The following is a 24,636-nucleotide window of genomic DNA, read 5'->3' on the forward strand; positions in this document are numbered from 1 at the left end:
CAATTCTCTAGTCTTAATTCAATCCCCGATCTTGTATTGGGGATTTTTTATGTTCGCATACCCTGCCAAACGTCCTCTTTTAGTGTTAGTTTTTAAGTATCTTGGACTCATATTGGAAGGAACCATGAGAACGATCACTGCGACCCTACTCGCTTGCCTAGCTTTTTCTATTGATGCTGCGGACTATCGTGCCAATGAGGTTGCCAATGGGTTTCAAATCCCATGGGGAATTGAATTTCTCGATAAGCAACAAATGATCGTGAATGAAAAAAAAGGCACCGTTTCATTACTTAATATTGCTTCGGGAAAACAGCAAACCCTCTTCAAAGTACCGAATGTGAACACCAGTGGGCAAGCTGGTTTATTAGATGTAGCTCTAGTGCCGAATACCGCTCCACAAAATCCACAGCTTTTCTTTACTTACAGCAAACGTATCGATAAAGGAAATACTGTAGCCTTAGCGACCGCACAATTGAAAAACAATCAACTTGTGGGTTGGAAAGACGTCTTTGTCGCCGACGCCATCACAGACACCAGCCGTCATTACGGCAGCCGTATTGCGTTTGTCGATGACAAGGTTTACTTCTCAATTGGGGACCGTGGCGAACGTGATAATGGGCAAGACACTCAAACCCATGCAGGCACTATTCTTCGCCTCAACCTTGATGGCTCGGTGCCACAAGATAATCCATTCAAGACTTCTGAGGCTCGCCCTGAAATATGGAGTTACGGGCACCGTAACCCACAAGGCATGTTTTACGACGAAGCAACAAAACTACTTTGGTCGATTGAGCATGGCCCTCGTGGTGGTGATGAAATCAACCTGATTAGGAAAGGTGCAAACTACGGCTGGGCAAAAGTCTCTCAGGGTAAAGAGTATTGGGGACCGTTAGACGTTGGAGAAGCGAAAAGCTTACCGAATATGGAAGACCCAAAGTTGGTTTATATTCCGTCTATAGCGCCAAGCAATATGGTGGTGTATCGTGGTGATAAGTACCCAGAGTTGGATGGAAAAATCCTCGCCGGTGCCTTGAAGCTGGCGCACATCAACGTGGTTTCTATTGAGAATGGCAAGCTCACCGAATCAAAAAGATTGATGGAGAATCTTGGCGAGCGAGTAAGAGATATCACCGTCAGTCCGGATGGCTATGTCTATTTTTCAACAGATACAGGCAAAATTTTCCGTCTTGAAGAGAAGTAATCAAACACCAACATCATTGAGACTATTTAATTTGTGACGTATCAGTGATTTATTTTCGTACAAGGAAAACGTTTGAATCTAAAATTAACAATAACCTTTTGTTTTTAGAAAGATAGCTTGGTTTAAGTCGTACGAGGTCATCATGGTTCCTTTTCCATTAAAACTTGAAAGAGTCAAAGCCGTTATTTTCGACTTAGACAATACACTCGTCAGCTCCGATATGAACTTTAAAGATCTTCGTCAGCAACTAGGCTGTCCACAAAACGAAGATTTATTGGATTTTGTTGATAAGCTTGACCATCCACATCAGAGAGAGCATGCCCATAATGTCATCTTTGATCATGAAATTTCTGATGCCGAGCAGTCATCTCCGATGTTGGGTTGCCACGAGCTTTTGGCATACTTACATCAGCATAAAGTTAAAACCGCGATAGTAACGCGCAACTGTTTGATCGCTACGCAGCGTAAGTTGGAACATAACCGAATTAATGTTGAACATGTCCTCACTCGTGAATGCTACCCAGCCAAACCTGATCCTTTATCACTCCAAGTCCTAGCCAAAGAGTGGCGATTAATGCCAGATGAAGTACTTTATGTGGGCGATTTCCTTTATGACCTACAAGCCGCATACAACGCCCAAATGCCATCCTGTCTTGTTCATCACAATACGACTGCGCAATTCCACGACTCCGCCTCTCTTGCTGTAACAGAACTGACCGATTTACTCGAACATTTTCAGTCTTTTAAGCACATTCACGACTAACTAGGTACTTTCATAAACAAAGGAGCACTCGCGTGCTCCTTTGACTTATTCCCGACTTATTTATGCCTTCCCAAGTGAGTGCTTGGGCGATGCGTCGCTTAGCCTTGTAGGTAAGCGTTAAGCATCCACATTAATTTTTCTTGCTCACGGATGTAGTCACCCATCAATGCCGCGGTACCTTCATCGCCTGCTTCACCCGCGTTTTGTAGAATCTCACGCTGTTTTAGAAGTAGAACGCTAAAGCCTTGAACCAGACCTTGTACACACTCCTTACCAGAAGTCGCGTTTTGATGTTCTTTAATTTCACTTGCTTCCAAGTAGTGGCTGAATGCGTGCGCTGGTGTATGACCCAAGGTAAGAATACGCTCTGCAAGCTCATCGATTTTGGTTTGTAGATCCGTATAGATCTCTTCAAATTTTACGTGCAGTTCGAAGAATTGCTGACCTTTGATGTTCCAGTGGTAACCGCGAGAGTTCATGTACAACACTTGGTAATGTGCTAGCAGTTGATTTAACTGTTGAGCTAGTTGTGCTGATTGTTCGCTGTCTAGACCAATTAGGTTTACTTGTTTGTTCATAATCTTGCTCCTAGAAGGATGATACCAATCGTAGTAACGAACGATTCTCTTACCGGGATTGGTATAAAGTTTAAAAATTCTTTTGCAGTATTTGCTGCCGATGGAGCCATATTACGACTCCACCTCGGTGAAGAGAATTTGGTTTTAGCTATGATTTAAATAGCTAAATCCAATGAGCAAGTAGACGAATATCGGCGTATCATCCAACAAAAAGCCCCAACCCTTTTTGTGTGAAAAGGATTGGGGCTTTTTTACGATTTGGTTAACGCTCAAAATTCGATGAACAGATGTAAACCTCATCTACGCCGTTTTGAAAGTTGCCATCTGTTGATTAAGCTCGGTAACTTGCTCTTTTACTTGCAATGATGTCTCTGATGCACGTTGGCTGTTATTCGAAACCTCATCCACTGATTGAGTAATATCGGACATCAATCCAGTGATCGAACTAGTCGCATGAGATTGCTGCTCTGCCGCTGCCGCAAGCTCTGCCATTTGTTCATTCAAAGAACCAATTTGCTCGGTCGTGACGAGCAAACGAGTTACCGCTTTTTCAATGTGCTCAGCGCCCTGCTCCGCAAGTGATTGACTGTGTTCAATCTCCTCTACCACCGAATTGGTCGAGCGTTGAATCGCATTGATGATACCGTTGATTTCTGTCGTCGATTGAGTAGTGCGAGTCGCTAACATACGTACTTCATCCGCCACAACCGCAAAGCCTCGTCCTTGGTCACCCGCACGCGCTGCTTCTATCGCGGCATTCAATGCCAGTAAGTTAGTTTGTTCTGCTAAGCCTTCAATCACCTCTGTAACTCGACCAATGGCTTCGCTCTCTTTGCTTAACTGCGTCACTTGCGTGCTCGCGGTTTCAATGCTGCCATGTAAGCTTTCCATGGTGACTTTGTTTTGCTCTAGTGCATCGCGACCTTGTTCAATCTCGCCTTTTGAATCAGAAAGCTTCTGCACCGATTGATTGGCTTGATCTAGGGTGTTACGCGCGGCTAAAGCGATTTCATCCAATTGGCTTCCCATTTCAACAATGCTGGTCTGTTGCTGTTCAACATTCGATGAAGTGACTTGCGCCGATTCCAATAAAGCCCCCATGCTGGTATCCACTTGGTGCGCTTTCTCACTCACCCCTGCCACGATGCTCGCTAACGATTGGTTCATGCGGTTAATCGAATCGGTAAGGTCTGCCAATTCATCTTTCCCAACAACAGTTAACGGAGGCTGAGAAACATCTCCTGAAGCGATCGTCTTGGCTCGCTCCGATAAGTTTTTCACTCGGCGACCAATGGTGTTGCCCATGTATTTTGAAATCGCTACTGCGGCAAACAAAACCAACGCTGCCGCAATCAGCATGGTGGTGAGTACGTTCTTGATGGACTGATTGATACCCTGTCCACTTTGATCAGCACGACTTTGCTGCGCCAATACGATCGCCTCTAAGCTTTGGTCTAGGGCATCTGCTGCTGGCAACAGTTCGTTCGCCATCAGCAAGTTTGATTCGTTCCACTCTGGCGACTGACGTAATGCAATCACCTGCTCTGCTAAAGGAAAGTACAGTTGCTGCATTTCTTTAAACAGTGACCACAGTGATTGGTCGTTATCAGTCAGTCTGTCGAGTTTGCTGTCGATTTCCGCCACAGACTGATTGTGGTACTTAATCAAGTCGTGGTATTTGTCCAGATGATCTTGCTGCCCGTACAACAGGAAATCTCGCAGAGCAGACAGAGCATTGGCGAGCGAGGTATAACTGTCGGCGTAGACTTTAAACAGACGTTTTCTGTCTCCACCAAATGGGTTTCCTGACTCTTCATTGATTAAGCTTTGAAGCTGATCAAGTGCCACTTCTGCAATGGGTGCCGCTTCGTTAATAAAGAGGTTGTGCGCGGGTAAGTTCTCATCACTGTGGCTGAGCTCAATCAGCTTGTTCAAAGAGACTTTGACCGCATCCCACTGGCTTTGGATCGCTTGAAAATCCTGTTCAGAGATCAAAGCCTGCAACGTCGGAAGCGACTCGTCTGTTGACACCATGATATTACGCACGTCCTCACTCAGACGTGCGCTAGCCTCTTCATCGCCGCCTAGCAACATGTAGGCTCGAATAGAAGACAACGACGCTTGAACGGACTGTTGGATACCGCGACTGGTGTCTACGGTCGGTAAATCGGATTTAAGTAGCGAAGAGGCGTATTGCTCTACGGTGGTGACGTTGCGATACGTGAATACCGCTGATGCCATAAAAAGTACGGCTAGCAGCACAAAACTGAGCTGCAACTTCCCTGATATCGTAAGGTTCATCCATAAACTCCTGACAACGATGAGCCTTAAATATAACTATGTTTACAAAAATGTTAAATGCTTGTATCAAAAACAACTTCAGAACAAGGCATTATTTGTGATTGATTGCATTATTTAGGGATAGCAGCTAAATGAAAGGCGTCTCTAGTAACTATACCGGATATTAGCAAACACCAAAGTTGCAGGTGTTTCTCCAAATAAGCTGCCGTCCGTACCGTTAAAATGTTGAACTACAGTTAGCAGTTGCCAATTATTACTGAGTGAATAGCTGCTGGATAATCCAGCAAAGTAAGAGCCATCATCATAGTAACTAGCCGATAAGGTGACGCGGTTGAGCGCCGTTAAGTCGAAGCTAGCATCGGCATAAACAGTATGCTCCGTGAAGCTCAAGGTTTTCGCAGAGAGAGGGAGGTTTAGGTAAGTTAATGCGCTGCTCGCTGGCTTTGGTTCAGAAATAAACAACCAAGCACCTCTCACCATCCAGTTACGCACACCACCAAAACTGTAGTCTGATTCCAAACTAGCGACTGTCGTATCCTCAGTAGGCTGACCTTGATGCTTTGTATCAATAGGATCAAACCAGCTTAACTCGCCTCGAAACCCAGCTTGATAGATATCAGTCGCGAACCCTGCTCCAAGAACATAGTCTTGCCGAGATCGACCCGCAATGATTTGATAGTCCCAACCAGAAACGTTGGAGAAATATCGTAGTGACGTGCTGTTTTCTTTAGACTGCTTTGACGGAGAGAAAACGAGATCTAACCCAGCGGCAAACCCAAGTTTTTTACTCACCATGACAGCGTCGGTGCCCGCCCGCTCTTCGTAATCAAAGTCGTAAATAGAATAGGCGTTGTAGATGTCGTTTGGGTTCCAAATGGTGTTCATTGACCAGTTGACCCGGAACCGCCCTAACCTTGCACTCCAATCTTGGTCACTCCAAGAGACGTAGAGTCGATCCAGTTGGGTATTGAGGATTGCATTATCTTCTCGCCAGTTTTTGCTTAGATCAAAATACCCATTATCAAGCGCCACGAGTTCCGCATATCGAGGGATCTCAAGCGCATCGCCCCACAATGCTCTATTCCTTATACCGAGATTTATTCGCCATTCAGGAGAAAAGCGATATTCAACGTTAATCCGGTTATGGAGTAGATGGTCAAGGGTATTACCCTGCTCGTCAGGCATACTATAGGTCGCCATGTACTTCACATAGCCATTGATATCCCATGCTTTTTCAGGCTCCAAACCCGGTACGCTGGCATTAGTTTTAATGCAAATTACCGCAGGACTTAATGCAAAAATAAGCCGCAATAACTTGGATAGTAAGCTCACGCCTTCTACTCTACCACGCATGACTCTTCTCTATGGTGTTATCAATGTTGGCAAAATCTCGTGCCAAACGCCCGTCCTCAAATACTATTATTCTATGCGCACGCTTAATAACTCTTGGATCATGGGTAGAAAAGATAAATGTGGTGCCTTCTTTTTCGCTGAGTTGTTCCATTATATCAAGCAGCTCGGCTGTACTTTTTGCATCTAAGTTGGCGGTAGGCTCATCTGCCATTACAAACCTTGGTTTTGGTGCCAATGCTCTTGCAACCGCAACTCTCTGTTGTTGGCCTCCAGACATTTTACTCGGACGTTTATGCATCTGCTGTGATAATCCAACCTGTTGCAGTAGCGCGCTGGCGCGTTCACGACATTCCCTTTCTGTTTTCCCTTGCAATTGCATAACAAACTCGACGTTTTCAAGAGCTGTCAGTACGGGGAGCAGGCTATAATCTTGGAAGATAAAGCCAATGTTATCGCGCCGATAAGCGATCAACTCTTTTTCTGACATATCAGAGATTAAGCATCCATCAATTTCCACGCGTCCTGATGTAGGCGAATCGATCCCGCCCAACATGTTTAGTAGCGTCGTTTTCCCTGAACCAGAAGGTCCCATAATAGCGACAAACTCACCTTGCTTGATCTCCAAATCTACGCTCTGAACCGCATGTACCGGAAAATCACTCTTTGGGTTGTACGTCTTGGATAAGCCTTCCAATTTAATCGTCATTACGTTTTCTCCGCCATGGCATCCGCAGGTCGATGTTTGAGAATTTGCCTTGCTGGATACAAAGCCGCAAATAAGCTCGCGACAAAAATAGCCACAATAATCAATTGATACTCGTAAAACGATACTCTTGGATAAAGCAAGGTATCGACGCCATAAGCACCTAATCCATCAGCAAGTGCGCCAAGCGATAAGCCAGTAATACTCAGTATTTTCAGCATGACTGCGCTTCCTAATAACCCTAACGCGCAACCACTCAAACCAAGGAATAGCGTTTCCAAAATAATCAGTGTGCGAATTTTATGCTGCTGCATGCCAACCGCCATTAACACACCAAACTCTCTCGTTCTTTCAAAAACTGACATCAGCATGATGTTGATGATTCCGAGAGTCATGGCAAGTACGAAAACGACCAACATAATTTGGTTAGAGATATCCATTGAGCTCATCATTGTTGCGAGTAAAGGCTGTATTTCTTGCCATTTTCTCACGACCAATTGTTCACGGTTGGCTTGTGGCAATATTGATAACGTAAATGCCTCTGCACTTTCTAGCTGTTCAGTCTCGTTGGAGTTCAACAAAACGCCAATTTCATGCGCACCCGACAAGCCTGCGATTGTTTCGAGATCGACTTTACGGACGTAGACATTACCGTCATCAAACGTGGTGGATGGCGTTTTAAAAATACCTCGAACGCGAAAAGCTGCGCCAGATACATCACCCTTGATGTCAGATAATGTTAAAACCACTTTCGATCCAACACGCAGCTTCAACCGATTTGCGGTTTTTTGCGAAACAAGAATGGGGTTTCTTCCCACTTCGTTTAACCATTCTCCGTCTATCACATGGCTTTTAAGCGGTGTGATACTTTGCTCTTGTTCAATATTGATGCCATTGATCCGAACGCCTCTCGTACTACGCGCAGAAGCAATCATGCCATCAGCAAGAAATCGCGCCGATACCGCTTTAACATCTTGATGTGCAGCCAAAGCGGCCGTTATCGTTTGATAATTCGTTATTGTGTCACTAAGGTCAGGATTATTAAGGTAGGATTTCTGATGCACTTGTAGATGACTGGTTTGCCACGCAATCGCGTTTTTGATCATGCTGTCGACCAAACCGTTCATGAATCCAATCATGGCAACAACGCCCATTAAGCCGAACACCATCGCTCCCAGCATAATGGAAGTTCTGAGCTTGTTCCGCCATAAATTACGCCACGCCAATTTAATCAACATGCGCGCCTCCTTTTAGCCCACTAGCAATGGGCAAGCGAAGAAGTCTAGCCATCGGATACATCAGACATAACGATAAAATAACGAGAACGACAAGAATTTGATCCATTAACAAATAAGGGTCTAGCGAAACAGGTACGATTGGTTCAAAGCCACTCTCCAGCATCACTTGTGCAGCATCGCCTGTAATCTCAATCGGATTGATATAGAAATACGCAAGCACAGGCGCGCTGATCAAGACACCGAGCACAAGACCAATAACGGAGATAAACATCGATTCAATGGCGACGAGCCCCATAAGCTTGCTGCGCAACATACCCGTCGCGAGCATCACCGCAAATTCACGCTGGCGCTCTAACGTCATCATCAAAATCGTGGCAAACAGGCCAAAACCAACAATGCCGTACAAGATATAGATCAAAAAGATCCCACCCGCTTTGTCCAAGGCGATCTGTTGAGAAAGTTCTGGCGACAGCTCCTGCCAGCTTTTTACTGCGACGCCATTCCCGTACTGGCGCTTTAGTTGTTTAACAATGTCAGGCAACACGCGTAAACTTTGAGTGTTAAGGATCCATGCGGTGATTTGGTTATCAAGTGAATACAGCGCTTGTGCGGTATCAAGAGGCATGTAGACCAACTGAGAATCTAACTGCTGCAAAGGAAAGTGCAAAATACCGGACACCTGATACAGTCCAGCCGCCGTTTGACCACGATAACCCGAACCATACAACACCAGTTCATCACCAACGTTCAAATGAAGGTAGTTTGCCAAGCCCTCACCAACAAGCACCGAGTTTTGTCCAGATGCAATAAAGCGCCCTTGTACGATTTTGTCACTAATGCTGGAGTAGCTATCTTCAGCGTCAGGCTCAACGCCGAGCACCATCACGCCTTTGGATCGTTCGTCTTTGGCGGCAAGCGCAAATGACTCAATTCTCGGCAGAACGATGTCGATATCAGGATTATTTTTGGCAAATGCAATGAACGCAGGCGTTTGTGGAAGGACATCATCAATGCTAGAGGAGTCCCCAAAATCGGGATGTTGTAGCTGAATTAATCCCGTATAGAACTTCGCAGCGTTTTTAATATTTGAGGAGTAACTTCCTTCTTGGAACGCTCGAGTCAGTAAGGAGAGAAACAGAACAAGAGCTAACGCAGAAGCGGTTAACAATGTCCGCCGTTTTTGCCGCCATAGATTTCGCCATGCGAGCTTGATGAGCATCCGATTCTCACCTCTTATCTAAACCAAAATCCACCCTAATCTCGCAGAGCCTTCATTTGCTGCTGGGAGAAAAAGTCATCATCGATATCAAAATCAAATTGCGCTTCGTGCGTAATCAAAACCGTTTTATTTCCTGGTTTATCTATCGGCTGCATCTCCATGCGAGTCGCAACGTCTCGCCCACCCAACGTTTTCACATCGTAAGTCGTCAAAACATTTACCAGTTCATCAAATTCATCGTAAAACTCGACTTTGCGCTGTAAAAAGCTCGTTTGAGAGATCCACAGTCTGACTTTGCTCCAAACCACTGGGGCGTCAGGCTTGGCAAGTGCATCAATTACCCAAACTTTGTCACCATCAAAGGTTTCACTTTGAAGCAGTTGATGTTGATAATCGACAACAATAGAAGATTGGTTAATTAAATCATCATTCGTGAAGTCTGATCCCATCCAAGACTGACTGAGCATGGATGGCGCAATTTTAATCACTCGCTCGATACTCGGCACCCAATTCCACATTTCTCTATGACGTTTTAACGAGGCGCTACCTTTATCTTTCGCCGGAGCAGTCACCAAGACCAAAGATAATTCCGTACCTTTCGTCCAACTCTTCATGGTCATTGAGCGTGACCAGTCAGGGCGAACAATTTTCATGGTGGCTTCGCTATAACTGGATTTTCCGCGCATCGCTTGATCAGACTTTTGGACTATATCGAAAGCGCTCTCAGCGTAAGAAAAAGAAGAGAGAAGTACACAAGCGAGAACACAAAACGTTTTATACATACCTTCCCTTTGTACCGACACGACCTAGAATTTGAATCGAAACGAAACGAAACGGGTATAATAATTTTAAATTCAATTGAGTATAGCAAGTGAGGATTTAGAAATAGCGATTGGTGACTCAAAAACGCTAAGGGACTTGACGAAGCTCAGGTTGAACCTGGCTGTCTGTTATGACTTGAAACACAGCGCGATTTTTACCTTCAGACTTACCTTGATACATCAGTTGATCAGCGTCTTGTAAATTCACGATGTGAGTAAATTCAGGGTAGTATGCGCAGCCTAAGCTAATGCTCAAATGAATCGCTTGCCCACCAAGGATAATAGGTTGTTCGTACACGGCTTTGCAGAGCATTTGAGCAAAGTTACGCGCTTCTCGCTCAGAGAGCGATGCCGTCACGAGTGCGAACTCTTCTCCGCCAATTCTCGCCAATGTCATACGTTCATCAGTCATTGATTTTGCTGTTTCAGCCACGGCCACTATCGCTCTATCTCCGACAAGATGACCGTATTGGTCATTAATTGATTTAAAATCATCAATATCAAATACCATTACCGTCAAGCTTCGCTGCAAGTGATTCAAGAGTGCCAATTGTTCAATCAAGTGTCTACGGTTGTAGAGTTTTGTTAGAGAATCCGTTAACGTCATCTCCAGCAATTGCTGGTTGGCAATCGTCAATTGTCTTGTGCGCAGCGCAACCATGCGTTTGAGTGCGAAGATATGATACAGCGTCGCGACCGCCATAACGAAAATCGCAATAGGTAGGAGATAAAGAGGATAGACAGTTTTCACCACACTCCAGCGATTGAGGATCCTTTCTCGATCTGTATCGATAACTTTTTCAAACGCTCGAGAGACATCCAAAATGGAAGCAGAACTATGCAACCCTGCTGCAATCCGAAGGTCTTTACTATATAAATTTATTACAGGAACAAACATGCCTGCTCCCGGCATAGTTGCCATATAAAAGTTAGCAACTTGAAGGTCCGCGACAAAATACAGCACCTTCTTATCGACAGCAGCCTGTATCATCGTGTCGTTATTGATGTACTCTGCGATAGGCGCATTAGGATAATTCGTCTTAATAAACTCAGACTCGTAACTTCCTTTAACGACACCAATTGGCAACGTCATTTCACCAGCTAAAACACTTTTGACATCAATCGAAAGCACGTCTTGATTGACATATAATTTAGTTTGAATGGGCATGATAACTGCGCCAAAATCCAAGTAATCGGCTCTTTCCGATGAGTAAACCAATCCCGCGTGAAAGTCAGCACGCCCCTCTTTTACGGCCTGTAAAGAAGCCTCCCAATCAAGAAGCAGAAACTGAACATCAATTTGGTTGTCCGCCGCATACGCTTTCCAGAAGTCGATCAAAATGCCTTTGGGTTCACCGTCAGGGCTAAGGTAAGAGAATGGCTTCCAAGCTTTGGAGTTAGCAACAATTAAAGAATGAGACTCTGACTTGTGCGCATACGTCATCGGGCAAATAGACAGCCATAGTAGTAACAAAGAAGCACACGCTTTTGTACACTTGCAACCATAAGTACCATAACTCGTCGATGACATACCTACTTCTCACCAGTCTTTTTAAACCATAATCTCGGCTGTTTTGTCTGATCTAAAGATATAGCAGAGCGGTGTCGGACAGGAAGCGGCTCCTATTGATATGAATCTAACTTAGTAGGTTTTAGTACTTATTTGGTACTTTTCAGCGTCTAGTTTAAGAAGAAAGCTAGCCAGTATAAGGTGAGATAAGAGTGATTTAACTAACACTAAACCATTGAATTTGAATAGTTTGATAAAAACCAGCTTCAATAAAAAAGCCCTATTCAAAATCCACATCGGGGAGAACTTTGAATAGGGCTCTTTGCCTCTATGCTTCATTTTCCGACTGAAGCTGCCTTTACCTTTTTTCGCTTTTACTACTCGTGTTCTGAACAATTGACTGGTGACAACCGCTTTTAACGCATTGTCCTTGATTTCACCTCTGCCGAAATCGGTCTCGTGTTGTAACTCATTCGGCTGAGGACTGGTTTTAGGTTTTGCCATAAATCCTCCTTAATGGTCGAACCAGATTGGACAATAATTATATAAATAAGTCAAATTTATAGATTTAGTTGAATTTTATGCTGAAAAACTTCACATCACCGTCATTTATTTGAAATTTAATCAAAAACATGCTGGTTAAATAGTGACTAAATACAAATATTTGTCCATAAAGCACTAATATATGTTGACTCTTCGTGGAATTAACCTAGACTCAAACACGGCTAGAAAGAAAGTTCTTTGTTTTCACATTTCGTTGGATTACTTGTAACCCGTCGTCCTGTGGTACGCAATAGCAATTTATTTTTCCACGCTATAAGCGCCGTTGAGGCGAAAGATTACATTATTTAGATATTTAGGAAATAGACATGTCTAACACAGCTACTGGCACAGTTAAGTGGTTCAACGAAACTAAAGGCTTCGGTTTTATTCAACAAGAAAACGGTCCTGACGTATTTGCTCACTTCTCTGCAATCACTGGTGACGGCTTCCGTACTCTAGTTGAAGGCCAGAAAGTAGAATTTGTTATCTCTCAAGGTCAAAAAGGCCCTCAAGCAGAGCAAATCAAAGTACTTTAATTCTTAAAGAATTTGATACGATAGCCAGCTTCTAAAGCTGGCTATTTTTTTGTCTATAACTTATTTTTGCCAACAAAAACGATATAAATCCATGGCTCTTAAACCGACTATTTATAAATTTCGTATCGCCATTTCCGATATGAATAACGACTATTACGATTCTAAAAATCTAACTATCGCCCTTCACCCTTCAGAAAAACCTCAACGAATGCTGGCTCGTGTTTTAGCTTACTGCTTAAACGCTCAAAGTAATTTAGAGTTTACGAAAGGGCTTTCTACAATTGAAGAGCCTGATTTATGGCATGTTGGCGATGATCAAAGCATTACTCACTGGATTGAAATTGGCGAACCAGAACCAGAAAGAATCAAGAAAGCCTCTCGCCTAGCAAAGCATGTGAAAGTTTACACTTATAACACTAAAGCGACGGTATGGTGGGATAAAATGTCAGGAAAGTTCTCAATGCTTCCCGTCAACGTAGAAAGCTTTGACTACGACGCTATCGACTTGATTTGTCAGCACCTTGACCGAGGCACTAGCCTTTCTGTTATGATAACCGGCAGCTCTATTTTTGTTGATATCAACGATCAACACGTCGAAGTAACGGTGAAGGAACTAAAAAGCCATGACGTCTCTTAGTGAACTGAGTCAAGAGATGGGATTCAAAGAAATTCCCTTCGTTAAAGAACATAAAGCGGCAAAGCGACGTTGGTTAAAAGAACAGTCACAACTGTTTACAAAAGTTTGTGAGAACAAACCCGCCACGGCTCCTACTCTTCACCTGCTTGGTCTTTTGACTAAGTCGCATATTGAAGCCAGCGCTAACTATGAGCAACATGCGCATTCTGCCCAGCAAATGCAGCAAGTGCTGACTGACTCCTTGGGTGATGAGCACGCGGATAAGTTCACTAACCAGTCCGCAGAAGACCTTATCTTGATAACCCACCTTTGGCTTTATACTCAAGGCTATTTGAATATGGACTTTAGCTTGGCGCACGATCATGCCGAGCAAACTCAGAATACATTGCAACACGAGCTTGTTGTAAAACGCATGGATGTTGATGCATTCAGAACCGAACTGATGCAAAGCTTTTATCTAGGTAGAGAAGCCAGTCCAGCTTCGACTAGTGGTTTTTGGGGCAGGTTAAAACGCTTATTTTCCGCATAAAATACATGGTTTTATCCATTTCAAACAACTGATAGACTTCACGCTCAATGCAACAAGCATCATGATTGCATTCTTAAAGGACAGTTACCCAATGAACATCAAGGGATCATTATGAAGTTTATCCGTTGGATTTTAGGCAAGGTTATCTTATTGCTGAACGCCGTGTTCTCACCTCGTGGTATTAAACGCAGTGCAGAAGAACAACAACGTATTGATGAAAAAGCAAAACAATACGCACTTTACCAATTTGAAGCTTGCCCTTTTTGCGTAAAAGTCCGCCGTGCAATGAAGCGTCAATCGGTGAACATTGAGCTACGTGATGCAAAAAATAACCCGACTCATCGAGCTGAACTAGAGCAAGGTGGTGGACGAATTAAAGTCCCTTGCCTGCGTATCGAAAAAGATGGCGAAACACAGTGGCTATACGAGTCATCTGACATCGTCGCTTACGTTGAAAAAGAATTTGCCTAAGTTCCCCCTATGAACATTGGCGGATGTAAAAGAGGCACCATACAGGTGCCTCTTTTCTATTCAGTCTAGCTGCTCGTTGCTATGCCTAGCCTTTGGGTTCACTCTTCTTGCTCATTCCCAGACGGAAACGCCAGTAAACACATAAGGGCTCAGTGAAAACAACACGACGTAGTTTATCGACCAACCATCGCCTTACTCATCAACGATCAGCGTTAGCTCTACGCGTCGATTACAAGCTTTGCCACTGGCTGTCGAATTACTGCACTGCGGCACATACTCGCCAAAACCTCTAGAAAATACGCGTTGACGAGGAATACTCGTCGCCAGTAGTTGCTTTTCCACTTCACGAGCTCGCTTTTCTGACAACGTGTCATTAAAGCTGGCAGCTCCCGTGCTATCGGCATGGCCATCGATCACGACATCCACATCCGTTCTTCCTGCTAGATAGTGACCAATGTTTCGAATCCAGTCTTGAGATTGCGCTGATAGCTGAGCAGAGCCAGTTTGAAAATGCACTTGCTCTTTCAAACGTATCATTAAGTGACCACCACTGAGTGTCTCATGAGGAATATTGTGCCTGTTCAGAAACATTTCCAGAGAGGTCACATTTTGCGACTTTTTTACTGATGCCCTCTCAGTCTGATACGTGCGAGGTGAAGAAGCCACACTGGAGGCGCTCGGATAGCCCCACTCAGGATGTCTCAGCTCGGTGTTTGTTTTAGGAGCTGTATCTAAAATGTTCCCGCCAGGAACCATGTCTTGATCAAGGCTACTGCACCCAGTCAGAATGCCGCAAACAATTAAAAACCACTGCTTCATACCATTACCAACGTAGAAAAACTCTTGTCCATTGTGTCGACAAAACACGCCGAATCTTTAGCGCTTTTATCCACCGATTGGTTTGTATATGCAGCGTTCATGCCACTGGAATCAATATCAAGTCTCTCTCAAATAAAAAGCGATGCCAAAATACCTCCCTGCAGCCTACACATCAAGAAAAGTCTGTTACCAATCGTCTCACTTTATTGTTATCGTTAACCGATAAACTAACGCAAATTTCTTACTTAGAGCATTATTATGTTAAAAACCATATCGAAAGGCTTTGCTGTGATTGCCGCCATGATGGCCTTGTCGGCATGCGATAGCGGCAACACTCAGCCTCAACAAGGCAAACAATACGAAGTTTTGCCTGTATCCCTTGAAGAATATGATTTGGCGCCATTGACAGAAGCTTTTGCCCTAACTTGCGGCCACTGCCGTTCAATGGAAGAGTTTGTCCCTCAAATTGAATCATTGACCGAGCAAAGCGTTGAAAAAATGCATGTAACTTTCAATGAAAGTGCACAAGTAAGCGCCATCATCTTCTACACTGCAGTCATGCAACTAGAGTCGACACCTGACAAAGCATTTATGGCGGATCTTTTTGCTGCCGTACAAATGGGTCCTGATGCGACTGCTGAGGAACGTCAAATCGCCGTAGAGAAAGCCTTTGAGTCTCGCAACCTTATCAGCCCTTACCATTTAGATGAAGCACAGCAAAAAACGCTGTTTGAGTACATCACTAAGGCAGAAGCGATCACGACTCGCGGCCAAATTAACTCCGTTCCAGCCTTTATCGTTAATGGAAAATACCAAGTCATTACTAGTGGTCATGACAGCGTCGAAGCCATGGCAGAAACCATTAACTATTTGCTAAAACAACCTAAATAGACAAGGAGCTTACGTGTCTAAATTTTTGTTTCCTCTCATTATTTTCATTCTGGCGGGCTTTTTCATTTACCGAACTTGGACAAACCATAAAGTAGCGGATGAAAACTTTGCGAAAGGCCAAGCATTCTTGCTCGAGAATGCGAAGAAAGAAGGCGTCATTACAACAGAAAGTGGTCTTCAATATATTGTTCTTGAAAAAGGCGAAGGTGAGGTTCACCCAACCGCGACAAGCAAAGTCAAAGTGCACTACCACGGTACGCTGATTGATGGCACTGTGTTTGATAGCTCCGTTAATCGCGGTGAGCCAATTTCGTTTGGTCTTAACCAAGTCATTAAAGGCTGGCAAGAAGGCCTACAATACATGGTCGAAGGTGAAAAAATCCGCCTTTTCGTACCAAGCACGCTCGGTTATGGCAAAAGTGGCTCAGGCCCAATTCCACCAGCAAGTGTTTTGATCTTTGATGTTGAATTGTTAGAGATTCAATAATTCTAGAAACTTTGCATTAAAGCCAAACTATCAAAACCAAAAACGCCGCGAACCACGCGGCGTTTTCTGTTTAAAGAGAGGCTACAAGCCAATATAGTGATCCGAAAGCAATGCAATGAATAACGCAAAAAGGTGATAGATAGAAAATTTAAACGTCTCCATCGCGGTATTGAGCTCTGGCGCGTATTTTAGCTTCCATGCATGGTACATAAAGCCAGCGTTAAGTAGTAACGAGGCAAAAAGATAAACTACGCCGACCATTCCAACCAACACCGGCAGCACACAAACCAACGTCAACAACACCGTATACAACAGAATAGAAGTTTTGGCGTACTCGATACCATGTGTCACAGGCAACATTGGAATATCCACCTTACGATAGTCCTCTACGCGATGAATTGCGAGTGCCCAAAAGTGTGGTGGCGTCCAGATAAAAATGATCATCACAAGCAGCCAAGCATTCGCATGCAACTGCCCTGTTACGGCAGTCCAACCGAGAAGAGGCGGCATCGCACCCGCAATACCTGCAATTACGATATTTTGCGGAGTAGCGCGTTTGAGGTACATGGTGTACACCATCGCATAGCCGAGTAAACTCATCAAAGTCAGCCATGCCGTCAGTGGGTTAACCAGCGCATACAAAAGAACAAACCCTATGACGCCTAAAGCCGTCGCAAAGGCTATCACCGATAACGGCTTAGCTTCACCCGATGGCAACGGACGTTTGTGTGTGCGAGCCATTCCTGCATCAATGCGGCGGTCAATCAGGTGATTAAACGCCGCCGCGGAGCCTGCCATCAAACCAATGCCTGTTAGGCCAACCGCCGCCTGCAACCAAGGAAACTCAGTAACAGGCGCTAAACTCATCCCGACAACGGCCGTCACCAGCATTAATGCGACTACTTTAGGCTTCGTTAACTTCAAATAAACGGAACTTAGTCGCTTTCGCTCATTTAACGACAGTGCGATTTCTTTACTCATAGCGAACTCCTTTCGCGGTGTAACTCCAAGCTTTTTTGCCCTGCCACAAATAAAACTGACTCACACAAACAAGACTCAACATAATGGCGGCACCCAAGTTATGTGCCACGGCGACATAAATAGGAAGTTGGAATACGACGTTGCTCACGCCCAACATAATTTGACACGCTAAAGTGAGTAGTAACCATCCTCCAATGCGCTGTGAATGATGGGAATCTTGCCTCATGAGCATAATGCTATAAGCCAATACGACGGTAGCGGTGACCATCGCACCAAGGCGATGCGTAACATGTATGGTCATTCTTGCCGGATACTCCAATACACCAAACTCGTAATTCTCGAATCCGGTTTGCCAGAAAGAAAACGCCTCTTTCCATGAGAGATGATTCATCCAATCTCCCTCACAAATAGGCAGTGAGGTGCACATGAGCGCGGCATAGTTTGACGAAGTCCACCCTCCGAGCAGCACCTGCATAAAAACAACCAGAAAAACCAATAATGAGAAGCCTCGTAGCGAGCTGGAAGATGGAGAAAAATAGAGATTATTTTGCGCTTTTAACTGGCAGTAAAAAATCGCCTGCAGAACCAGTAAAGTAAATCCACCAAGCAGATGAAGCATTACGATGACTGGCATTAATTTGAGCGTCACGGTCCACATCCCCAAAAGTGCTTGCCCGACCACCAGTACACTGAGAAGCATCGGAATAGTAGGATTCACGCGCTCAGATCTCGTTGATATCACTGTCATAGCAAAAATGACCAGACCCAGCGTTCCTGCAAAATAGCGATGAATCATTTCAAGCCATGCTTTCTCATGCTCGACAGCCCGTTCAGGGAAATTAAGATTGGCACGTATTACGTCTTCTTCTTGATGAGGCACACCAAGGTGCCCATAGCAGCCGGGCCAATCAGGGCAACCTAACCCTGCATCAGAAAGGCGAGTATACGCGCCTAACATGATCACCACGAAAGTTAGGAGCAAACTGAACTTAACCAACTGAATTAACTTCATATACGCCCCTTTCTAACCAACTCGTGACAATTTTAAGAGCTTGCGTAAATCCGCCAACATACCTTTGTTGAACGAGACTAAATCTTCATTCGGTTTTGGCGAGTAAGACATCACCAATTGCCCCAGAGGATCAACGATTAACATTTGTCCAGGTTTCACTTTGGCGGTAACCGATTGATTCATTTGCATTGTCGTCATCGATACATCTACGGTACCGGACAACTCTGTCTGCCAAAGCACCGGCACCACACGCTCTTGATGTTTTCCTAAAGCGACATGGCTTTGCTGAAGCAGGTAAAGCTGCTGCCTGCATTGTTCTGTGCACTCATTAGGTAAAACATAAGCGAGTTGCCACCTGTGCTCCTTGAGTGGGGACTCTTGACCAAGTAGCTCTAACGTTGTGTATGGTTCCACTAACACACCTCTATTGGTCACACCGCTTTGATACCACCCTTGGGTGAGAATGACCTTAGCGATGACGGCAGGAAGCGCAAACGTACACACCAACGCAATCAACATTAGCCGCCCTTTGGTTACTTTAGATGTCATGCTTCACCTCCATGTGACGCAACTTTCTTTGCCAACGAACAAAAACAATTAAGGTCAATAATAAGAAAACGCCCGCCATCGAAAACCACTGAATCGAATAACCGAAATGCTTGGCGCTGTTGAGCGGCAATGGGTTCCAAGGAAAGTCGTAAGGCCAATTTTTTAGATTGTCTGGCTGCAAGACTGCGGGCATAAGTTCAATATTAAGTAGCTGATTCAGTTGCACGATATTCAGGTTCTGCACACGAATGGCATCGCCAACTTCTGGCATTAATTCAGAGCTCAACGGGTTAGCAGATTTTCGGTACAGACGTCCCGAGATAAAGGTCGAGACTTCGAGTGTTGTGACGGTTGGTAATATTGAACGATCTGCTATTCCCTCCACAAAACCAAGCTCTAATAATGCATAGGTTCCTGATTCATCACTCATAGAGACAATCTGAAATGCTAAATAGCCCACATTGCCCTGATGCGTTTGGTTATCCAGTAAAATCACGGGAAACGCCTGAGGAACAACATTAGCTTCCACTTTTTTCCCGAGAATGCTGCCTTCTCTCCAATCGTTTTCTTCAAGAACTTCGCCTAATGCTTGGTACGCACTATCCGCTCGCGCAAGAATGGCTTGTTCCAAAGCCTGTTTTTCTTGCCCTCTCTCAAGCTGCCAAAAACCCAGTTTGACCAAAAGAGAAAACACAACCACAGTTAAACCAACTGCAACCCAAAACCGTTTCGATAGCCATAATTGTCTCGATAACAACAACGATGAAACCGGAGGTGCTATGTCCACCGTATTTCTATTCAAACTGACGCTTGTCCTTTTGCTGCTTTTCATTATCTTCAACCTCGCAAAAGCGCTTATCGAAATGGTTCGTGAAGACCCAGATAATCCCGAAAAAAGAGACAAACCTATGAGTCATTACTTAGGCCGTCGAGTCATGTTCTCCGCTTTAGTAGTTATCCTTCTACTTATTGCGCTCAGTTCAGGCTGGCTGGCTCCGAATCCCCGTCCTTACTAATCGCCCAATGCACCTACAACACGTACACAAACACAAACAGACACAACCAAACCACATCCACAAAGTGCCAATACCAACTACCTGCTTGGAAGGCAAAATGGTTGTTAGACGAAAAATGATCTTTAGCGATTCGGAGCAATAATACGATTAAGAAAATCGTCCCAAGACAAACGTGCAAACCGTGAAAACCCGTCAGCATAAAGAAGGTGTTTCCGTAGATACCAGATTGCAACGTGAGCCCCATTTCTTGATAAGCATGAGCATACTCAACCGCTTGGTAATATAGGAAAAAGCCCGCAAGCACGATGGTGATTTCCAACCAAACAATCAGTGCCGTTCTTTTGTCTTTTTCAAGGCTTATGTGCGCCATATGCAGTGTAATCGACGACAATAACAGCAAAATAGTATTAGTAAGGGGAATGCCCTGCCACGGCATAGCTTGCGTTGTGTCTCCACCCGGAGTCAGTGTGAGTGGCCACATCGCTTCGAAGGTTGGCCACAAAACCTCGTTGGTCATGAAGTTGTTATCTGCCCCACCTAACCAAGGCACAGAAATCATCCTGGCGTAGAATAACGCACCAAAAAAGGCACCAAAAAACATCACTTCAGAGAAGATGAACCAGCTCATCCCTTGGCGAAAAGAACGAGTAATTTGCGAGCTGTACTTTCCACTCAGTGACTCAGTAATCACATTACTAAACCAGCCCGCCAACATGTAAAGCAAGAACAGAAAACCTACCGCTAGCACAATGCTACCAATGGTTCCCACAGCCCCTTCACTTTGTGTCCCCTGAACGGTCATTCCTGCACCAACGGCAACTAAAAATAGAGCAAATGCACCGATGATCGGCCAGCTACTTTGAGCGGGAACATAATATGTTCCTGGCTTGTTACTCATAATTTCTCTCCTTACTGACCAGCCTTGGTCTGTATCTCTCTCCTTGAGTGGCTAAGAACCTGTAGGAGGGGGAAGTTTATAGAGTGTGTAAGACAGCGTTAACGTGTGTATCGACTTCGGTAAGTCCGGTTCGATATAAAAAATCAACGGCATTTGAGCTTGTTGTTTGCCATCCAAAGGCTGTTGGTTAAAACAAAAGCACTCAATCTTATTGAAATAAGCGGCACCATTCCCGGGAGAAACAGAGGGAACTGCTTGCCCTACCAACTTCTGCCCGCTTTCATTAAATGCAAGGTATTCGGTTTGCACGACTTCTCCGGGATGAACGTCCATCGAAATCACTTTGGGTTTAAACTCCCAAGGCATATCGGGGCTTACATGCGCCATAAACTCCACGCGAATGGTTCGGCTCATATCTGGCTGCATACCAGTTGGTTGAATGGCGGCCACTTCACTTGTTTTTCCATTGATACCCAGTGCGTCGCACATTACGTCATACAATGGGACAAGTGCGTAGCCAAACCCGAACATCAAAAGGGTCGCTAAAAGCAACTTCACTGTGAGCTTTTTGTTTGATGGATTCGGTTTCATCTCACTCACCCTATTCGTTTCTAATCGACTTTAGGCGGCGTAGTAAACGTATGATGGGGCGCCGGGCTTGGCACTGTCCACTCTAAGCCTTCCGCACGTTCCCACGGTTTTGCAGCGGCCTTTTCACCGCCACGAATACACTTAATCACCACCCATAAAAAGATCAATTGTGACAACCCAAACGCAAATCCACCAATGGAGACGATTTGATTGACATCAGCAAACTGAATAGCGTAATCCGGGATACGTCTTGGCATACCCGCTAAACCTAGAAAGTGCATCGGGAAAAACAAAACATTAACTGAAATAATCGAGCACCAGAAATGCCACAAACTCAGCTTGTGGTCGTACATATTGCCTGTCCACTTAGGTAGCCAATAGTACGCTGCCGCCATAATCGAGAATACAGCACCAGATACCAACACATAGTGGAAATGCGCAACCACGAAGTAAGTGTCATGATATTGGAAATCCGCCGGCACAATCGCCAGCATCAACCCTGAGAAACCGCCAATCGTAAAGAGCACAATAAAGGCAATGGCAAACAACATTGGCGTTTCAAATGTCAGAGCCCCACGCCACATGGTGGCGACCCAGTTAAAGACTTTCACCCCGGTTGGTACCGCAATCAGCATGGTGCAATACATAAAGAAAAGCTCTGCAAAAACTGGCATCCCCGTTGTAAACATGTGATGCGCCCACACAAGGAAAGACAACAACGCAATGCTGCACGTCGCGTAAACCATCGAATGATAACCAAACAGCTTCTTGCCACTGAAAGCAGGAAGGATGGCAGAAATGATGCCAAACGACGGTAAAATCATGATGTACACTTCTGGGTGACCAAAGAACCAAAAGATGTGTTGGAACATCACTGGGTCACCGCCACCAGCAGCATCAAAGAAGCTAGTCCCGAAGTATTTGTCGGTAAGAACCATCGTCACCGCACCCGCTAATACCGGCATAACCGCGATCAACAAGAAAGCGGTGATTAACCAAGTCCAAACAAACATTGGTAACTTGAACCAAGTCATTCCCGGAGCTCGCATATTTACTATCGTCACGATAACGTTTATCGCGCCCATAATGGAGCTGATCCCCATGATGTGAACAGAGAATACAAACAGCGCGGTGCTATCTGGGCCATAAGTCGTGGACAGCGGAGCATAGAACGTCCAGCCAAAATCGGGGCCGCCGCCAGGTAAAAACAACGAGCTCAATAAAATAAGAAATGCAAAAGGTAGAATCCAAAAGCTCAAGTTGTTCATGCGAGGTAGCGCCATATCTGGAGCACCGATCATCATTGGAATCATCCAGTTAGCAAGGCCCGTAAATGCTGGCATCACAGCACCAAACACCATCACCAAACCGTGTACCGTAGTCATTTGATTAAAAAACTGTGGATCAACCAGCTGAAGTCCAGGCTGGAATAATTCGGCACGAATGACCATCGCCATCGCACCACCAGTCAGAAACATCGCAAAACTAAACCAAAGGTACAGTGTGCCAATATCTTTATGGTTTGTGGAATACAGCCAACGAGCAATACCTTGGGGAGCATGATGATCATGGCCATCATCAATCGCAATGGTACTGTTTGCACTGGCTTCCGCTGGAGCAGACTTCACTGCCTTATCTATTGGCTTACTCATATTTCCTCCTTAGCACTGCCTTGTGCCTTAAAGGCATTCACATCGGATGCTTGCACCGTATCGCCAGTGTCGTTGCCCCATGCATTTCGCTGATATGTAATGACAGCGGCAATTTCTTTGTCACTTAACTGGTTCGAAAAAGACTGCATTGCAGTGCCCGGACGGCCATTCACAATCACATCAATGTGCTCTGAAATTGGGCCTGTTGCGATAGGGCTGCCCTTAATCGCGGGAAATGCACCTGGAATCCCCTCACCATTAGCCTGATGGCACACAGCACAACGCGCCGTGTATATAGATTCGCCCTGCGACATCAACTCATCCATGGATAAGTCTTGAGAGAGCGCCTCTTGTGCCGCCGCTTTTTGAAGTGCGATTTCTTCCTTCTTACTCGCTAACCATTCATCAAACTTTTCTTCTTCCATCGCATGCACCACCACCGGCATGAACCCGTGTGCACGACCACATAGCTCCGCACATTGGCCGCGATATACGCCTGGCTCATCAATTCTTGTCCATGCTTCATTAATAAAACCAGGGATGGTGTCTTTCTTGACAGCAAAATCTGGCACCCACCATGAGTGAATGACATCATCAGAAGTCATCAAAAAACGCACTTTGCGATTCACAGGCAACACCAAAGGGTTGTCTACTTCCAATAGATAATGCGCGCCTTTTGTCTCGATACCATCAATTTGCTTTTGGCTGGTGGCAAGCAAACTGAAGAACTCAACATCTTCACCAAAATAGCTGTAATGCCATTTCCATTGCGAGCCTGTTATCTTGACCGTGATATCTGATTGGCTTGTGTCTTCCATTGCGACTAAAGTTTTCGTTGCGGGAATCGCCATGGCGACAAGAATGATGATAGGTATGACCGTCCAAATAATTTCCACTTTTGTACTTTCGTGGAAATGTGCGGCAACTGCTCCTTTTGACTTGCGATGACGAAAGATGGAATAGAACATGACACCAAATACAATCAAAGCAATTACGCAGCAGATATAGAAAATCAGCATATGTAATTCATACACTTGCCCACTTATCGCTGTGACCCCTTTGGTCATGTTGTAGTCACTTTCCTTTGACCAACTGAAAGAGGAGAATGTGATTAAAATCACATTCAGTGATAAGGCTAGAGTAGTCGTTAATCTTTTCAAAAGATCTCTCCTCTGCTCAGCCGCTACGCTTGCGCGAGCTTCCTTGCGTCCCGATGCAAATATCGAACAACTTTACGAAAAATCACAAAAACTACGATTTCGACACGGTTTGTTATATTTATGTTAAAAGGCTAGTTATAGTTCCAAGGTTCTTCAAGAAATTAAATATGATTAAAT

27 protein-coding genes are annotated in these 24,636 nt (G+C 44.8%); 9 read left to right on the forward strand and 18 right to left on the reverse strand.

Annotated features, from left to right (window positions below; all coding sequences use genetic code 11):
* Positions 1-124: 124 nt before the first annotated feature.
* Both FKN08_RS09085 and FKN08_RS09090 read left to right on the forward strand, forming a co-directional pair.
* The gene (locus FKN08_RS09085) at positions 125-1,201 is read left to right on the forward strand and encodes a PQQ-dependent sugar dehydrogenase (RefSeq protein WP_170891918.1); all 1,077 of its coding nucleotides are present in this window, start codon (positions 125-127) and stop codon (positions 1,199-1,201) included.
* 142 nt (positions 1,202-1,343) lie between these two features.
* The gene (locus FKN08_RS09090; protein WP_074189932.1) at positions 1,344-1,964 is read left to right on the forward strand and encodes an HAD-IA family hydrolase; all 621 of its coding nucleotides are present in this window, start codon (positions 1,344-1,346) and stop codon (positions 1,962-1,964) included.
* A 98-nt stretch (positions 1,965-2,062) separates the two neighbouring features.
* Here FKN08_RS09090 and FKN08_RS09095 read toward each other — a convergent pair whose 3' ends face one another.
* From FKN08_RS09095 to FKN08_RS23905, 9 genes are all read right to left on the reverse strand, one after another.
* Entirely contained in the window at positions 2,063-2,542 is a 480-nt protein-coding gene (locus FKN08_RS09095; protein ID WP_170891920.1) for a Dps family protein, read from the reverse strand.
* A 300-nt stretch (positions 2,543-2,842) separates the two neighbouring features.
* The gene (locus tag FKN08_RS09100) at positions 2,843-4,843 is read right to left on the reverse strand and encodes a methyl-accepting chemotaxis protein (protein ID WP_170891922.1); all 2,001 of its coding nucleotides are present in this window, start codon (positions 4,841-4,843) and stop codon (positions 2,843-2,845) included.
* Positions 4,844-4,987: 144 nt separating this feature from the next.
* Complete coding sequence (locus FKN08_RS09105) at positions 4,988-6,196, reverse strand: hypothetical protein (RefSeq protein WP_170891924.1); 1,209 nt, start codon at positions 6,194-6,196, stop codon at positions 4,988-4,990.
* Complete coding sequence (locus tag FKN08_RS09110; RefSeq protein ID WP_005391145.1) at positions 6,186-6,902, reverse strand: ABC transporter ATP-binding protein; 717 nt, start codon at positions 6,900-6,902, stop codon at positions 6,186-6,188. The genes FKN08_RS09105 and FKN08_RS09110 overlap by 11 nt, the downstream gene beginning before the upstream one ends.
* Positions 6,902-8,137, reverse strand: a complete 1,236-nt coding sequence (locus FKN08_RS09115) for an FtsX-like permease family protein (RefSeq protein ID WP_109169106.1) — start codon at positions 8,135-8,137, stop codon at positions 6,902-6,904. The genes FKN08_RS09110 and FKN08_RS09115 overlap by 1 nt, the downstream gene beginning before the upstream one ends.
* Positions 8,127-9,356, reverse strand: a complete 1,230-nt coding sequence (locus tag FKN08_RS09120) for an FtsX-like permease family protein (protein WP_124007602.1) — start codon at positions 9,354-9,356, stop codon at positions 8,127-8,129. Before FKN08_RS09120 ends, FKN08_RS09115 begins: the two co-directional genes overlap by 11 nt.
* A 35-nt stretch (positions 9,357-9,391) precedes the next feature.
* A complete protein-coding gene (locus tag FKN08_RS09125) occupies positions 9,392-10,138 on the reverse strand; it encodes an outer membrane lipoprotein-sorting protein (protein ID WP_134645868.1) in 747 nt (248 codons plus the stop codon).
* A gap of 127 nt (positions 10,139-10,265) precedes the next feature.
* Positions 10,266-11,708 carry a sensor domain-containing diguanylate cyclase gene (locus FKN08_RS09130; RefSeq protein WP_046873699.1) on the reverse strand — a complete coding sequence of 481 codons (1,443 nt, stop codon included), beginning with the start codon at positions 11,706-11,708 and terminating at the stop codon, positions 10,266-10,268.
* Positions 11,709-11,819: 111 nt separating this feature from the next.
* Complete coding sequence (locus tag FKN08_RS23905; protein WP_170891926.1) at positions 11,820-12,191, reverse strand: ribosome alternative rescue factor ArfA; 372 nt, start codon at positions 12,189-12,191, stop codon at positions 11,820-11,822.
* A 365-nt stretch (positions 12,192-12,556) separates the two neighbouring features.
* Between FKN08_RS23905 and FKN08_RS09140 the strand changes: the two genes are divergently transcribed.
* From FKN08_RS09140 to FKN08_RS09155, 4 genes are all read left to right on the forward strand, one after another.
* On the forward strand, positions 12,557-12,766 hold the full coding sequence (locus FKN08_RS09140) for a cold-shock protein (RefSeq protein ID WP_005375625.1): 210 nt from the start codon (positions 12,557-12,559) through the stop codon (positions 12,764-12,766).
* 91 nt (positions 12,767-12,857) lie between these two features.
* Entirely contained in the window at positions 12,858-13,403 is a 546-nt protein-coding gene (locus tag FKN08_RS09145; protein ID WP_005391156.1) for a YaeQ family protein, read from the forward strand.
* Positions 13,390-13,932 carry a hypothetical protein gene (locus tag FKN08_RS09150; protein ID WP_124007598.1) on the forward strand — a complete coding sequence of 181 codons (543 nt, stop codon included), beginning with the start codon at positions 13,390-13,392 and terminating at the stop codon, positions 13,930-13,932. The genes FKN08_RS09145 and FKN08_RS09150 overlap by 14 nt, the downstream gene beginning before the upstream one ends.
* Positions 13,933-14,043: 111 nt before the next feature.
* Entirely contained in the window at positions 14,044-14,403 is a 360-nt protein-coding gene (locus FKN08_RS09155) for a glutaredoxin (RefSeq protein ID WP_053809555.1), read from the forward strand.
* Between the two features lie 192 nt (positions 14,404-14,595).
* On the opposite strand, the gene FKN08_RS09160 is transcribed toward FKN08_RS09155, so the two are convergent.
* Positions 14,596-15,222 carry an OmpA family protein gene (locus FKN08_RS09160; RefSeq protein WP_048625248.1) on the reverse strand — a complete coding sequence of 209 codons (627 nt, stop codon included), beginning with the start codon at positions 15,220-15,222 and terminating at the stop codon, positions 14,596-14,598.
* Between the two features lie 258 nt (positions 15,223-15,480).
* On the opposite strand from FKN08_RS09160, the gene FKN08_RS09165 reads away from it, so the two are divergent.
* The gene (locus FKN08_RS09165) at positions 15,481-16,113 is read left to right on the forward strand and encodes a thiol:disulfide interchange protein DsbA/DsbL (protein ID WP_085344319.1); all 633 of its coding nucleotides are present in this window, start codon (positions 15,481-15,483) and stop codon (positions 16,111-16,113) included.
* A 13-nt stretch (positions 16,114-16,126) separates the two neighbouring features.
* Entirely contained in the window at positions 16,127-16,600 is a 474-nt protein-coding gene (locus FKN08_RS09170; protein WP_005391162.1) for an FKBP-type peptidyl-prolyl cis-trans isomerase, read from the forward strand.
* Between the two features lie 81 nt (positions 16,601-16,681).
* Here FKN08_RS09170 and cyoE read toward each other — a convergent pair whose 3' ends face one another.
* From cyoE to FKN08_RS09190, 4 genes are read right to left on the reverse strand one after another with little or no spacing between them, the layout of a single operon-like run.
* The gene (cyoE, locus tag FKN08_RS09175) at positions 16,682-17,581 is read right to left on the reverse strand and encodes a heme o synthase (RefSeq protein WP_170891927.1); all 900 of its coding nucleotides are present in this window, start codon (positions 17,579-17,581) and stop codon (positions 16,682-16,684) included.
* Positions 17,574-18,593 (reverse strand): COX15/CtaA family protein, encoded by a 1,020-nt coding sequence (locus FKN08_RS09180; RefSeq protein WP_170891929.1) that lies wholly within the window; start codon positions 18,591-18,593, stop codon positions 17,574-17,576. Before FKN08_RS09180 ends, cyoE begins: the two co-directional genes overlap by 8 nt.
* Before the next feature lie 12 nt (positions 18,594-18,605).
* A complete protein-coding gene (locus FKN08_RS09185; protein WP_170891930.1) occupies positions 18,606-19,142 on the reverse strand; it encodes a cytochrome oxidase biogenesis cluster protein in 537 nt (178 codons plus the stop codon).
* A complete protein-coding gene (locus FKN08_RS09190; protein ID WP_170891933.1) occupies positions 19,132-19,974 on the reverse strand; it encodes an SURF1 family protein in 843 nt (280 codons plus the stop codon). The genes FKN08_RS09185 and FKN08_RS09190 overlap by 11 nt, the downstream gene beginning before the upstream one ends.
* On the opposite strand from FKN08_RS09190, the gene FKN08_RS09195 reads away from it, so the two are divergent.
* Positions 19,922-20,158 (forward strand): DUF2909 family protein, encoded by a 237-nt coding sequence (locus FKN08_RS09195; protein WP_005391169.1) that lies wholly within the window; start codon positions 19,922-19,924, stop codon positions 20,156-20,158. The two genes, FKN08_RS09190 and FKN08_RS09195, sit on opposite strands and share 53 nt — an antisense overlap.
* Positions 20,159-20,171: 13 nt before the next feature.
* Here FKN08_RS09195 and FKN08_RS09200 read toward each other — a convergent pair whose 3' ends face one another.
* Genes FKN08_RS09200 through coxB form a run of 4 tightly spaced genes read right to left on the reverse strand, consistent with a single transcriptional unit; the run spans position 20,172 to position 24,459 of the window.
* Positions 20,172-21,056 (reverse strand): cytochrome c oxidase subunit 3, encoded by an 885-nt coding sequence (locus FKN08_RS09200; RefSeq protein WP_161444679.1) that lies wholly within the window; start codon positions 21,054-21,056, stop codon positions 20,172-20,174.
* A 51-nt stretch (positions 21,057-21,107) separates the two neighbouring features.
* Complete coding sequence (locus FKN08_RS09205; RefSeq protein ID WP_053809563.1) at positions 21,108-21,647, reverse strand: cytochrome c oxidase assembly protein; 540 nt, start codon at positions 21,645-21,647, stop codon at positions 21,108-21,110.
* Between the two features lie 20 nt (positions 21,648-21,667).
* The gene (ctaD, locus tag FKN08_RS09210) at positions 21,668-23,299 is read right to left on the reverse strand and encodes a cytochrome c oxidase subunit I (protein WP_048625255.1); all 1,632 of its coding nucleotides are present in this window, start codon (positions 23,297-23,299) and stop codon (positions 21,668-21,670) included.
* Positions 23,296-24,459, reverse strand: coding sequence for a cytochrome c oxidase subunit II (gene coxB / locus FKN08_RS09215; RefSeq protein ID WP_053809564.1), 1,164 nt, complete (start codon positions 24,457-24,459; stop codon positions 23,296-23,298). The genes ctaD and coxB overlap by 4 nt, the downstream gene beginning before the upstream one ends.
* Positions 24,460-24,636 lie beyond the last annotated feature (177 nt).

This window comes from Vibrio sp. 1-2 (7-a), assembly GCF_013048515.1.
In the GTDB taxonomy this organism is placed as follows: Bacteria; Pseudomonadota; Gammaproteobacteria; order Enterobacterales; family Vibrionaceae; genus Vibrio; species Vibrio diabolicus.